This window comes from Streptomyces sp. NPDC054961 (assembly GCF_053609145.1).
Genome location: NZ_JBSGWY010000007.1, coordinates 192454 through 206118 on the forward strand (window position 1 = coordinate 192454; position 13665 = coordinate 206118).

General features: G+C 73.5%; 9 protein-coding genes. 1 reads left to right on the top strand and 8 read right to left on the bottom strand.

What is annotated here, in order from left to right; all coding sequences use genetic code 11:
- The first annotated feature begins 90 nt into the window (after positions 1-90).
- Positions 91-1563 (top strand): hypothetical protein, encoded by a 1473-nt coding sequence (locus ACWF9Z_RS10255; protein ID WP_453599767.1) that lies wholly within the window; start codon positions 91-93, stop codon positions 1561-1563.
- Positions 1564-1683: 120 nt separating this feature from the next.
- Here the strand turns inward: ACWF9Z_RS10255 and ACWF9Z_RS10260 are convergent, their stop codons facing one another.
- The 8 genes from ACWF9Z_RS10260 to ACWF9Z_RS10295 form a co-directional block, all read right to left on the bottom strand.
- Complete coding sequence (locus ACWF9Z_RS10260; RefSeq protein ID WP_453599770.1) at positions 1684-2205, bottom strand: hypothetical protein; 522 nt, start codon at positions 2203-2205, stop codon at positions 1684-1686.
- Between the two features lie 95 nt (positions 2206-2300).
- Positions 2301-4385: a SpoIIE family protein phosphatase gene (locus ACWF9Z_RS10265; RefSeq protein ID WP_453599772.1), complete on the bottom strand. Its 2085-nt coding sequence runs from the start codon at positions 4383-4385 to the stop codon at positions 2301-2303.
- Positions 4386-4529: 144 nt separating this feature from the next.
- Positions 4530-5288, bottom strand: a complete 759-nt coding sequence (locus ACWF9Z_RS10270) for a maleate cis-trans isomerase family protein (protein WP_453599775.1) — start codon at positions 5286-5288, stop codon at positions 4530-4532.
- Positions 5289-5395: 107 nt separating this feature from the next.
- Positions 5396-7549, bottom strand: a complete 2154-nt coding sequence (locus tag ACWF9Z_RS10275) for a SpoIIE family protein phosphatase (RefSeq protein ID WP_453599777.1) — start codon at positions 7547-7549, stop codon at positions 5396-5398.
- A gap of 154 nt (positions 7550-7703) precedes the next feature.
- The gene (locus ACWF9Z_RS10280) at positions 7704-9854 is read right to left on the bottom strand and encodes a B12-binding domain-containing radical SAM protein (RefSeq protein ID WP_453599780.1); all 2151 of its coding nucleotides are present in this window, start codon (positions 9852-9854) and stop codon (positions 7704-7706) included.
- On the bottom strand, positions 9851-11359 hold the full coding sequence (locus tag ACWF9Z_RS10285; protein ID WP_453599783.1) for an MFS transporter: 1509 nt from the start codon (positions 11357-11359) through the stop codon (positions 9851-9853). Before ACWF9Z_RS10285 ends, ACWF9Z_RS10280 begins: the two co-directional genes overlap by 4 nt.
- 42 nt (positions 11360-11401) lie before the next feature.
- Positions 11402-12103, bottom strand: a complete 702-nt coding sequence (locus tag ACWF9Z_RS10290) for a flavoprotein (protein ID WP_453599786.1) — start codon at positions 12101-12103, stop codon at positions 11402-11404.
- Positions 12100-13440, bottom strand: coding sequence for a radical SAM protein (locus ACWF9Z_RS10295; RefSeq protein WP_453599789.1), 1341 nt, complete (start codon positions 13438-13440; stop codon positions 12100-12102). Before ACWF9Z_RS10295 ends, ACWF9Z_RS10290 begins: the two co-directional genes overlap by 4 nt.
- Positions 13441-13665 lie beyond the last annotated feature (225 nt).

Here is a 13665-nt window from a genome sequence, read left to right on the forward strand (position 1 = left end):
TTCAACGGGGTGGTGCTCCGCTGCCAGACTCGTGCCCACTGCGTCCACAGGGCCTGCTGGTCGTCCTCATCCCTCTCGAACGGATCCGACATGCTTCGCTCTTCCCTGGCCGCCGCCGTGCTCCTGGTGGCCACCCTCGCCCCCGCTACCCCGGCCGCGGCCGCCACCGGTCCGTGCCACCTGGCCGGGACCGCCGGCCTGGCCGACCTCGTGCCGGGCAACAGCACCCTGGGGCTCTCCGCACTGCAGCCGTCAGCCGTCGGCCTGCCGTCGCAGATCCATCTGCGCGGGACCACGGAGACCTTCAACCGACGGTGGTCCTTCGCGCTGCGGGAGGGCCGGATCCATGTCAAGGAAGCCGCCGCGAACGGCGGCTGGCGCGTGATGTCGCTGCCCGACTGCCTGGCCGGACACATCACCGGGATCTCCGTGGACGACGACGAACTGGTCGCACTCGACGAGGACGGCTCCATCTACACCATGGACCACGCCCTCAACGCGCCCTGGACCTGGAACTGGACCCACCGCTACGGTGCCCCGCTGTGGCTGGGCGGCGGCAACACGGTCCCCTACCACTCGGCGCGCTGGACCTGGTCGGTCCTGTCTCCCGGCGAGGACAAGGTGTGGCGCGACACCGCCGGCAACGACCACCCGGCGGGTGGCGCCAAGGTCTCCCACGTCTTCGCGCTCAACGAGGACGGCAGCCGCATCACGTACGTCGACCCCTGGCTCCCCGCCGACCACAGCTACGAGATGGCCACTCCGCTGGGCGGTCGCTTCCAGGCTCAGGCGCTCTCCACCGCCGCCTCCACCTCGTTCGTCATCAACCGCTACGGCGACATGTACACCCGCCTCTACGACTTCGACATCTCCGGCGCCGACAGGATCTTCTTCAGCTACTCCTACGAGGACCAGCGCGGCGCGACCTTCCCGAAGATCCAGCTGCCCGCCCCCGGCTGGCTGCGCCAGCCCAAGATCCCCGGAGAGGTCACCGACCGGATCTCGATCCACAAGACCGGCGTCGGATCGGACGCCCGGGAACTGCGCGTCGAGGGCAGCGACCAGGGCCGCAGCGGCTACTGGAGCAAGGCCCTCACCGCGTCCGGGTGGACCTTCACCCCCACCGGCGAGCCCCTCGAAGGCCACGGCCTGGAGAACACGGCGGCCGACCGCTCCGCCGACACCCTGGCGCCGCCCTCCCCGTACGACTACGGCGGCGCGCTCGGCCAGGTCACCGCCCGCGTCCGGGAGTTCGATGTCGCCGTGGGGGCCACGCCCCTGATCCTCGAGGCGGGCGGCCAGAAGCTCCAGCTCACGCTGCACACGGTCGACGGTCTGCGCCAGAGCCCCCAGGCCCCGGGGCTCACGTCCCAGTCCAGGAGCTTCTACGGCACCATCGAAGTTCCGCAGGCCGTACTCGACGGCCTCGACTCCTACGACCCCGCCCTGCGCGCCTTCGTCCGCGACCGGCTGGGCTCCGCCCGGTTCACCGACACCGACGTCGCGGTCACCGACCGGACCATGACCCTCGCCCGCCTCGACCTGCCCCTGAACCGCACCTGACGGGACGGCGGCCGCCCGGCGGACCGGTCGGCGCGCCCGTCCTGATCCTGATCCTGGCGACGCCCGACCGGTACGGGGTCCGCGTGCTCGCGCGTCGGTGTCCGGCGGCGCGCTCGGGCGTCAGTGTCCGGCGGCGGCCTTGACCAGCGCGACCGCCGTCCCGATCGCCGCGTCGATCGCGCCGGCCAGGAGGGCGAAGGCCGCCCCGCCGCCCATGCGGATCCCGCCGTAGCACCCCCACGCGAACAAGGTGGCGACGTTGACCCCGGCTGCCGTGAGCAAGGCCGGCTCCAGGCCCATCACGCCCAGGGCCGATGCGCCGATCAGGACGAGCGGTCCCACCGCGGACACCAGCAGCGGACTGCTGACGAAGAGCATCGTGCGCAGTTCCCGTCCCCGCGCGAACGCGCCGTGCACCACGCGGTGGGCCTGCTGGTCGGCGACCAGGGCGGCCAGCCAGAGGCCCGCCGAGGCGGTCGCGACCGTCGCGGCGGCCCCGACGGCCTCCACATGGCTGCTGCCCGCGAGCCCGATGACCACGGAGATCATGGTGATGGTCGCGTAGAGCCGCTCCTTGAGCTGGGCCGCGGCCGTCTCCGCGGCCCTCGCCGTATCGCTTGCGTCCGCCGCGCGTTCCGTCACGCAAGCCACCGTAGGGGGCGTCGTGCCGGGCAGCCCGGAACGACGCCGGAGCCCTGCCCTCCCGCGCCGTGACCGGGAGGGCGCCGGTCGCGGCGTCAGCCCCCGATGCGGGCCACGAGGAGGGCCACGTCGTCGTCGGCCGCCGCCGGGACGAGGTGGGTGATCAGCGAGTCGCACAGGTGGTCCAGCTGGCGCTGGGGGTCCAGCTGGCGCTGGGGGTCCGCGAGCAGACGGGTCAGTTCGGCCAGCCGCTCGTCGAGGTCACGGCCGCGGGCCTCGATCAGGCCGTCGGTGTAGAGGACCAGGAGACTGCCCGGAGGCAGGGTGAAATCCGTGGGGGTGAAGGAGACCCCACCGACGCCCAGAGGGACTCCGGGCGGGGTGTCCAGGAGCCGGACCGTGCCGTCGGGGAGCACGAGGGCGGGCGGCGGGTGTCCGGCCCGGGTGACGGTGCAGTGTCCGGTGGCCGGGTCGCAGACCACGTACAGGAAGGTGGCCAGCATCGGCTCGGCGAGATCGCCGAGTACGGCTTCCAGCTGGTCCAGGAGCCGGACGGGCGGAAGGTCCAGGCGGGCGAGGGCCCGTACGGAGGCGGACAGCCGGCCCATGACCGCGGCCGCCGCGATGCCGTGTCCCATGACGTCGCCGATCAGCAGGCCCGCCTTGCCCCCGGCCAGCTGCACGGCGTCGTACCAGTCGCCGCCGACCTCGTTGACGTCGCTCGCGGGAAGGTAGCGGTGGCTGACCTCGAGTCCCGCGGGCGGGGTGATGTGCTGGGGAAGCATGCTGCGCTGGAGGATGACCGCGGTTCCGTGCTCCCGGTTGTAGAGCCGGGCGTTGTCGATGCTGAGCGCGGCGCGGGCCGTGAGTTCACCGGCGAGGATGACGTCTTCTGCGCCGAAGGGCCCGACCGGGCGGGTGCGGTAGAAGGTGGCGACGCCGAGCACCGCCTCCCGGGCCACCAGCGGCGCCATGATGATCGAGTGCACTCCCACCGAAACCAGTTGCCCGGGTTTGGCCGAGTGCCGGCCGGCGAGAGCGACGGCCTGCTCGTCCAGCCGGGCGACCAGATAGGTCTGCCGGGCCGCGAGGGCCTGGGCGTAGGGGGCGGCCGGGGGGAAGACGAGGGTCCTGCCGAGGGGGGCGAGGACGTCGGTCACCCTGGATCCGGTCAGGGGGGCCTTGCCCAGGCGCCGCAGGGCGGCCCCACCGATCAGCCCCGTGCCGGGCTCGTCCCCGCGCGCCAGGACGTCCAGGACGTCCACGGTGACGGCATCGGCCAGGCGCGGCACGGCGAGGTCGGCGAGTTCCTGCGCGGTGCGTTCCAGATCCAGGCTGGAGCCGACGCGGATGCTGGCCTCGCTGAGCAGGGCGAGGCGGCGCCGTCCCGCTTCGGCCTCCACGTGGTCGCGCTGCTGATCGGTGATGTCGACGAGCGAGGCGATGACGCCGATCGGCATGTGGGCGGGATCCTCGACCCGGACGTAGGAACACGACCACGCCCGGTCGTGGTCCGGTTCGGCCGGTGTCCGTCCGACGCGGCGGCGGTCGAGGAGCGGCTGCCCGGTCGCCAGGACCTGCAGCATGGCCTCCTCCATCTCGTGGGCGTTCACCTCCGGGAGGATCTCGGCCAGGCGGCGCCCCACGTGAGCCGACTCCGGCAGCCCGTTCATGGCTTCGAGTGCGGGGTTGACCTGGAGGAACCGCAGTTGGGTGTCGAGGACGGCGATGCCTACCGGGGAGCGGGAGAACAGCCCGTCCCATACCGCCGACGACCCCCTGATGCGCCGCGCCGCGTGGGCATCGGCGGCGAAGACCAGGATCGAGGCCGAGCCGTGCCCACGGTCGGACACCGGCGAGGCCCAGATCTCCACCTCCAGCGGGTGCCCGTCGTGGTGCCAGACGGTCACCGTGCCCATCACGCCCCGCCCGGTGGCCGCGGCCTCCCAGAGGGAGCGGCCCAGGCTCCGGTCGGATCCCGGATGGAGGAGGTCGGCGATGTTGTGTCCCAGCATCTGCGGCGGGGCGTACCCCAGCAGCTCCTGCGCGACCTGGTTCCAGCGCACGATCGTGCCGTCGGCGCTGGTGGACAGGAGGGCGACCGGCAGCGCGCCCAGCCATCCGCCGGCGGCCTGCGCGGCGCCGCTGATCAGCTCGTCGACCGGTATGTGCTCATTCATCCGGCACCCGTACCTGACGCCGCGGCGTCCTTGCCCTGCCTTCCGCGGTCGTTTCCACGCCTCCATCGTCTGCCGGTCGGCGTGACACCGCCTCCCGGCCGGTCCGGGTCACGGCGGGGCCGCTGCGCGACGACGGTCCGGCGCTCAGGCATGGGCGCCCGACAGGAGGCGGCCCGCTCCGGGAGCCACCGCCGGGAGGCCGAGGGCGCGCAGCATCTGGTGGGCGGTGCACACGGCCGCCGAGACGACGGGCTTGCCGAGGAGCTGTTCGGCCGCGTCGATGGCGCCCAGGGAGGGCATCTGGACGCAGGCGGAGAGCACGACGGCGTCGGCGTCGGCGTGGTGCAGGGCCTGGGCGAGCCCCGGAAGGCGCGCGGGGTCGTGCGCGGCGACGTCGAGGTTGCCGGGGATCTCCAGGGCCGCGTGGTCGAGCACCTCGATGCCCTCGTGGGTGAGGTAGTCGACGACGGTCTGCGTCAGCGGGCGCGTGTACGGGGCGATCAGGGCGATCTTCTTCGCCCCGAGGGCGTGCAGTCCGTGGACGAGGGCGCCGGCGCTGGTGACGACGGGGGCGGGGGCGCCGTTGTCCACCGTACGGGCGTGCAGGCGTTCCTCGGCGGCGCGGTGGTAGCCGAGCCCCCTGCTCATGACGGCGACCAGGCAGGCGTAGCCGAGTACGTCCACGTGTGCGTCGGAGAGCTCCACGGCGCAGCGGTCGGAGTCCGCGTCCATGGCCCGCAGCTGCTCCGGGGTCACGTGGGTCATGCGCATCCGGCTGGAGTGGAAGGTGAAGCGCTCCGGCGCGACGGACTCCCGGGCGCGCAGGATGGCCGGGACCTCGGTCTCCATCGTGACGTTGGAGCTCGGCACGATCTGGCCGATGCGGTAGGCGGCGTGGGTCATGGTCGCTCCTCGCTGGAACAGCACGGGGCGCGAGGGGTGCTCCCTGTCGGTGTCCAGGCTACGGCCGGAATCGGGCGGAGGCCGACGGGAGGCACGGGCCCGCGGCGTCAGCCGCGTCGTGCGGCCGATCGGCCGGGGGCCGCGGCGTGGCGCGGAGCCCGGTCCGCCTCGCCCAGGCCCTGTTCCGTCCAGATGGTCTTCCCGGACCGGGTGAACCGGCAGCCCCAGCGGTCGGTGAGCTGCGCGACGAGGAAGAGGCCGCGGCCGCCCTCGTCCGTCTCCCGGGCGCGGCGCAGCCTCGGCTGGGTACTGCTGGGGTCGGACACCTCACAGATGAGCTTGCGGTCCCGGATCAGCCGGAGCCCGACGGGGCCGCCTGCGTAGCGGATCGCGTTCGTGACGAGTTCGCTGGCGACGAGCTCCGTCACGAAGGCGAGGTCGTCCAGCTGCCAGTCGGACAACTGGTCCGTCACCAGCTCCCGGGCGTGCGCGACGAGGGACAGGTCGGCTTCGAGTTCCCACGTCGCGATGTGATCGCGGGAGAGGCCGTGGGTACGGGCCAGGAGCAGGGCGACGTCGTCGGCCGGCTCCCGGGGCAGCACGCTGTCGAAGGTGTTCCGGCAGATCTCGGCCAGGGCCAGGTCCCGGTCCGCAGCGGCGAGCGAGCTCCTGAGCTTCTCCATCCCCTGGTCGATGTCGCCGTCTCGGCTCCCGACGAGTCCGTTCGTGAAGAACGCCAGCATGCTGCCGGGCCGTACGCCGAACTCCGTCACCTCGAAGGGCATGCCGCCGACCCCCAGCGGCGGTCCCGGCGCCATGCCGACGAAGACAGGGTCCTCACCCGGAGCCAGCAGGGCGGGCGGGGGATGCCCCGCGGTGGCGGCGCCGCACTCCCCCGTCGCCGGGTCGTAGACGGCGTACAGGCACGTCGCACCGAGGACGGCCAGCTCGGAGGGGGATTCTCCGGTCGTCCGCTCGCTGGAGAGACCGAGCACCAGGTCGTCCAGGTGCGTCAGGAGCTCACCCGGATCCAGATCGAGGTCGGCCAGGGTCTGCACCGCGGTCCGCAGCCGCGCCATGGCCGCCGTGGCGTCGAGGCCGTGCCCGACGACGTCGCCGACGACGAACGCCACGCGCAGCGACGGCAGGGAGATCACGTCGAACCAGTCCCCGCCGACTCCCAGGCCGCCGCCCGCCGGCTGGTAGGCCGCCGCCGTCTCGGCGGCCGCGAAGTCCCAGGCCGAGCGCGGCAAGAGGCTGCGCTGGAGCGCCACCACCGAGCGGTGTTCCCTGGTGTAGCGGCGGGCGTTGTCCACGCCGAGCGCCGCCCTGGACACGACGTCCTGGAGGAGGACGGCGTCCTCCTCTCCGAACGCGGAGGGCAGCCGACCGCGCCAGACCGTCACGCAGCCGAGGATCAGGCCGCGCGCGGAGAGGGGCACCGCCACGGAGGAACGCGCCCCGCTCGGGACGAGCAGCTCCAGGCTCTGCGGATCCACGCCGAGCGCCTCGCGCAGGACGGCGACGTCGGCCATCAGCACGGCCCGCCCCTCCATGAGGGGACCCATCACCGCGCTGTCCGCCACGGGGGGAACCACCTCGCCGACCGCCAGGAGGTCCTCCGCGGCGATCCCCGGGCTCCGCGCGCAGGCGGTCCGCCGCAGACGGACGTCGCGGCCGGCGTCCAGGTGCGCCGGCTCGTCCCCCACCAGCACGGGCTCCGCGAGGTCCACGGTCGCCAGGTCGGCGAAGTCCGGGACGAGCAGCTCCACGATGGCCTCGGCCGTCTCCGTCACGTCGAGGGAGGCGCCGATGGTCGCGGCGGCGCCGTGCAACAGCGCGGTCCGGCGCTGCGCCGAGTCGCGCGCGGCCGCCTCGGTCGCGGCCGAGGTGGCCAGTACGAGCCACCGCGCGTCGGAAGCGGGGGCGCCCCGGGCCCGTGCCCGGAGGCGGATCACCTCGAACGCCAGGCCGGCCGCCGCGTCCGGTGGGTCCGGTGGGTCCACGCCCGGCGCGTCCGCGCGCGGAGGATCGGCGCCGCCGGGCCCGGCCGCCGCAGGCCCGTCGGGAGCCTCTCGCGGTTCATCGCCCGGGAGCAGCGCCAGCAGGGGCGGGCAGACCCGCCCCGGCGAGCAGTCGAGCAGCGCCGTTGCCGCCCCGGAGCAGGCGATGACCACGCCCTCGTCGTCCAGGACGACCGCTGCCACGTCACTGACGGACGCTGAGGCCGGGCTCGGGCCGCCGTGCTCCGGTTCGCGCATGTCGCCTCCACGCAGCGTGGCCTTCAGTATCGCCCTCCCGGACGTCACCCGGCGACCGGGCGGGCGCTCCCCGAAGGCGCCGGTGGGTGCGCTGCGCGGGTCCGCGGCGCCGGACGGAGCGGACGGCCCGCCGCCGGCTCGTCCCCCGCCCCGGTCAGGTGCGCGCCTGGGCCGCCACCATGAGGCGCAGGGCCCGGGCCATCGCGGTGTCCGCGGTGAAGTCCACTCCGGCGGGCAGCTCGACCACGTCTCCGTGCGCGAGGACGAGGGCTCCGCAGGACCCGGGGCGGGCCGCTCCCGTGCCGCGCAGCCAGTCGTCGTAGGCGGAGGCGGTCGTGTCGAGGTGGTGACGGCTCCTGCGGCCCACCTCGGCCATCAGGTCGTCGACACCGGTCAGGGCCTCGACGGAGGCGAACGGCACGCTGACCACCGGCTCGTCGGCGAGCCGGACGAGCGGCTGTTCCCCCGACGGTACGTCCGGCAGGAGCGTCCGGCCGAAGCGGGCGTAGTAGAGGAGGCTGTGGGCGGAGTCGATGCCGCCGACGAAGGGCCGGTCGAAGCTCACCTTGCGGATGCTCGCCACGTACTCCCGCGGGATCCGGGAGTCGGTCGCCTCGGGCCAGTGCACCGTCGAGGAGCCCCGCTCCCGCCAGTTCACGTACCGCTGGATGTCGTCGGAGGCGGAGATGGGCAGCAGCTCGATGCCGAAGCGCTCGGGGTCCTTCGCGACGATGGAGCCCGGTGTCAGGGAGAAGACCCCGATCCCGGCGGTCGTCCAGAGCTTCTCGTGGTCCTGGAGGAACGCGTAGGTCGCGAGCGCCTCGGACGCGGACTCGGTGGGGAATCCGGTGAACCCCATCATCTGGGCCGCGATCCCGTTGCGCGCCAGCTCGGCCAGGACGTCCGGCACCTGGGCGATCCGTACGCCCTTGTCGATGAGGTCGAGGACCCGCTGGGTGCCGGACTCGTAGCCGAAGGAGACGGCGACGCAGCCGGAGGCGGCGAGCAGTTCGCCCACGGCGCGTTCGGGGAAGGTCCGTTCGAGGCGCAGTTCCGCGGCCCACCGGATGTCCAGGGGCGATCGCGCGAGGGCCTCGGCGAGGGTGCGCAGGTAGCGGGGGGACATGGCGTCCACGGCGAAGTACAGCGTCCGGCCGAAACGCGAGGCCAGGCGCAGGTCCTCCAGCACGGCTGCCACGGGGCGTTCGCGGGAGGGCGAGGTCGGCCGGTCGGTGTTCAGGCCGTAGTCGCAGAAGGTGCACTTGTTCCAGTAGCAGCCGCGGGTGGGGCTGTAGAGGATCACCGGTTCCGGCGACCAGTAGCGGTCCCATTCCCAGACGTCGTACGCGGGGCTCGCCAGCGTGGCCACCGCGGCGAAGGCGATCGGCGGGTTCGGGCGGGTCCTCGTCATCACCCCGCCGACGCCGTCGAAGCCGGCGCCGTCCCTGATCGCGTCGAGGATGCCGACGAGCGCGGCCTCCCCCTCGCCGGGGACGATGAGGTCGGCGTCCTGGAAGACCCTCCACGGCGCGTCCGGGTCCGCCGCGTACTTGACGACGTCTCCGACCTCGGTACCGCCGAAGACGATCACCGCGCCGGGCAGGACGGACCGGATCAGCCGGGCCATGCGCAGGGCGACGGGGAGCTGGCTGGTGTAGTTGACCGACAGGCCCACCAGGTCCCAACTCCGTTCGCGGAGCCGGGAGTCGAACGCGTCGGCGAAGTAGTCCTCGAAGGGGCGGGAGACGGCCTCGATCACCGCGGGGTCGGACAGGTCCGCCGTGCTGCACAGGTTGACGGTGGACTTCGCCCGCATCGAGAAGCCGTCGAGCGCCCCCGGCGGCATGTCCATCGCCAGCAGGTCCCACCACCGGCTCATCACCGCGACCGCCTGGGCATAGGTCGGGGGGTGGTAGAAGAGCTCCGGGTCCTTGAAGACGGAGACCGCGTCCCGGGCGGACGAGGCGGTCAGGCCCTCCGCCGCCAGGGACTGCCGGTAGCGGATCTCGTCGTACCGGGAGAGCGGGCCGGACCGTCCCTCGATCTCGGCCCGGGTCCGCCGCGCGGAATCGATCGCCGCGCCGAAGCGCTCGGGATCCGCGAGGTACTCGAAGGCCTCCAGGTTGGCGTCCACACAGCCGTAGGTGGTGTGGCCGGCCTCACGGGCGGCGCCCACGAGGTACGGGATCGAGTGGTAGGGGGTCGTCGGATCGGTGAGGGGCGGGTTGATCAGCAGGTACGCGACGCCACTGGCTCCCCGCCCCCGGTCCTGGACCGGCCTGCCCAACGGAACGAACACGCTCATCCCTGTGACTCCTGACTGCTGCGGTCCTGCCACGGGTGCGCGGGGCGGGCGGCCGGCGGAACGGTCGCCTGCGGCGCGGGGGTCGTCGGTGCGGGGGGCGTCGGTGCCGGGGCCGCCGCCGGGGCGGGGGCCGTCGTCACGGCCGGGGTGGCCGCCGCGGCCGGGACGGTCTCCGCGGCCGGAGTGGTGACCGCCGCCGGGGTCGTCTTCGGCGCCGGGGGCCCGGACCCGGCGTCCGAGCCGTACTCGCTGCCCGTCCGGTAGCCGCGGAACGCCTTCTGGGTGAGCGCGCCCAGGACGGCCAGGGAGATGGCCGCCCCCGCCACCGGGAAGAAGGGCGCCGCGCCGAGGTGGCGGACCCCGAAGCCGGCCACGGCCACGGAGATCGGGAAGGTGCCCATGACGGCCAGCATCACCAGGCTCATGACCCGGCCGATGAGGGCCGGTGGCGTCCAGACCTGCAGCATCGTCACGGCGACGATGTTCTGCCAGCCGCTGGCCACCGCGTACACGCAGATGCTCACCGCGGCGCCCACCAGGCCGCCGGCGTACGGTACGGCCGCCAGGGCCACCCCCATGACCACCGCGAGCCCGGCGAAGAGGTAGGCGGGCGAGGTCACCGTACGGACGCGCGCCGCCAGCAGCGAACCGGCCAGGCCGCCCAGGCTCAGGCAGGTCAGCAGCACGCCGTAGCCCGTGGCCCCCATGCGCGCGTGCGCCAGTCCGGGCAGGGCGACCTCGATCGTGCCGTTGAACGCCAGGTTGCAGACCAGTGCGACCACGAGGACCACGTGCAACAGCCGTCCGTTGCGCAGCAGTTCGACGAAGGAGGGCCCCGCGTCCCGCTTCCCGGGAACGGCGTCGGCCCGGGCCCCCGGGGCGGCGGGGGCGGCGTCCGCTCCGGTGCGCATCCGGAAGAGCACCACGGCCGACACCAGGAAGGAGACGGCGTCGACCGCGAGCGCCGGACCGGCCCCGAAGCCGGCCACCAGCAGACCGCCGGCGGTCGGTCCGAGGAGGCCGCCGACCTGGTTCACCATGGTGGACAGGGCGTTGCCCCGGCCCAGGTCGTCCTTGGGCAGCAGGGCGGGCAGGAGGGTGTAGGACGAGGGGATGAACACTCCGGAACTGGCGCCGAGGATCACCGCGACGGGCGCCAGCTGTGCCAGGGTCGGGGTCCCGTTCACGGTCACCACCGCCAGGAACCCGACGGCGACCGCGCGCACCAGGTCGGCGATGAGCATCACCGGCCGGCCGCCGAACCGGTCGGCCACCACCCCGCCCAGGGGAATGGTGACGACCCGGGGGATGCCGTAGCAGGCCAGCACCGTGCCGAGCAGGACGGGACCTCCGTCGCCGGACAGGATCAGCCACGGCAGCGCGACGGCGTAGCAGTAGTCCCCGACCGTCGACGAGAGCTGTCCGGCGAGCAGCAGCCGGAAGCCGCGCACCGACATCGGCCCGCTGACGCATGCCGTACGAAACCTGTGCGCGGCTGCTGCCACGTCTCCTCCTCCGTTGCGGCGCCGCGAGGACGGCGCGAGCGGTCAGCCGGCCGACGGGGCGCCCGTCGCGTCTCCCGTCACGTCTCCGGTCACGCAGCCCGACGCGCCGCCCGTCGCGCCGCCCTCGGGGTCGGGCGGGGTGAGGGGCAGCCGGAAGAACTCGCTCACCACCGCGGCGACGGTCGCGGGCGGGGGCAGTCCGAGGGTCTTCTGCACGTCGTGGGTGGCGATGTGCCAGGCCGGAGCCGGCACCGGTTCCACGACCGCGTGCCCGTCGGCGCGCAGTTGTGCCACGTTGCGGCGCACGGCCGGCCGGTCCCACATCCGGCGGTTCATGCTGGGGAAGAACAGCACCGGCGACGCGTGGGCGAGGAGCGAGGAGCTGAGCAGCCCGGAGGCGAGCCCGTGCGCCGCCTGCCCGAGCATGTTCGCGGTCGCCGGCAGCACCACGACCCGCTCGGCCCAGGCCGCGAGGGCGACGTGTCCGGTGGTCAGTTCGTCCTGGCCGTCGCAGTACACCTCCGCGCAGACCAGCCGCAGGGTCGCGGCGGGTACGAGGGCCGCCGCGGAGCGGGTCATGACGATGCGGACGTGGAGGTCGGCGGGGAGGTTCATCAGGTACTGCGGCAACGCGAGCACGTTGCCCGAGCCGCACACTCCGAGGAGGAGTCGGCGCCGGGCGGGACCAGGACCCGGACCGGGACCGCTGCCGGCTTCCGGCGCGGGGCCGTGGACGTCCCTCATCGGCGGATCCCGGGGGCCCCGCCGGCCACGGGGCGCAGGCCGCACTGGGAGGCGACGAGATCGAGCCGGTCCTGGAAGTTGAACTTGTAGCTGGGGCAGGGCGGGTGCCCCTCGTGCCACGCCTTGGGGCAGGAGCCTCCGCAGGTCGGCATGAAGACGCAGCCGGTGCACCAGGTCTTGCCCTCTTCGATCTCGTCGTTCCAGCCGTCGAAGGGTCCTGGGGGCCGCACCGGCTCGGTGCCCGCGCGGTCGATGTGGGTCAGCGCGAGGGTCTGCTCGGCGGCGGGGACGAGGGGGTACTCGCTGCACGAGAAGATGTTGCCGGTGCTGCTGATGATCTCCGAGGAGAGGGTCGTCGCGGGGCACACGACCTTCTTCACGGTGTTGGGCAGCAGCTGGGCGGTCAGTCCGTGGCCGCGCAGGAGGCGGAACCAGAGCATTTCCTTGTCGGCGAAATTCTGCTTTGATACCTCGATCTCCGATACGTCGTTCCCCCACGAATGGACCGGAACGATCGAAAAGGACACATTGGACCGGGCGAATCCGAGTTCCGCCATCAGCTCTATGTAGCGGGGGACGGCGTCCTGGTTGTGCGCGTCCACGTTCGTGCGGAAGTTGAAATGCGTGGACCGGAAATCCGGTTCGTCGAGCGCGGCCCGCACGGTGCGGACGATGTTCCAGAAGGAGCCGCGTCCGCTCTTGAGCGGACGGTGTTCGTCATGGATCTCCGGAGGCCCGTCGACCGTGATCTCGAAATGGGTGACCCGGCACGCGCGGATGAGGGTGTCGATCTTTCGCGCGGTGAGCAGGGATCCGTTCGTCACCAGGAACGAGGAGTAGGCGACGCCCCGTTCGTCCGCGGCCCGGACGAATTGGGGTGCCAGGTCGCGGATGACGGCGTAGCCCATCATCGGCTCGGCCCCGAACCAGTCGACGCGCAGCCGGCGCGTGGCCGGCGCGTTCAGCGCGCGCAGGACCCGGTCGCGCACCTGGCTGCGGTGGGTGCTCGTCAGGCCGCCGCGGCTGTGCTCCTGGCCGCAGTAGGCGCAGCCCATGTTGCAGTACGAGGTCGGCAGCAGGGCGATCTGGACCGCGGAGCGGTCGGCGGAGGCGCGCCGGTTGCGGTCGAGGACCGCGGACAGCTCGTCCTCGCCGGCCGGTACGAGCACCTCGGCGGAGCGCAGTGCCTCCGTCCACGCCGGCGCCATGGCCGCCGGGTCCCCGGCCTCCAGCGCGCGGGCCGTGGCGGCGTCGACCGCCATGACCTGGGCGGTGCGGGTGCTGTACGCGAGGCGCACGGGCACACCGGTGTCGTCCGTGTACGTGTGGTCGCTCATCACCAGGTATCGGCTTACTCGATCCATCCCAACCTCTCCGGCGCTGCTGGTCCGGTCAGACGGCGATTCGGCGCGCGGCTCCGGTGCGCCCGGGGCGCGTCCGCGTGTCCGCGCGCCCCCGGGGCGCGGGGGGGGGGGGGGCGGCGGGGGGCCGCCCCGGGGCCGGGGCCCCCCCCCCCCCCCGCCCCCGCCCCCCGCCGGCGCGGCCGCGGCCGGTGCGCGGGC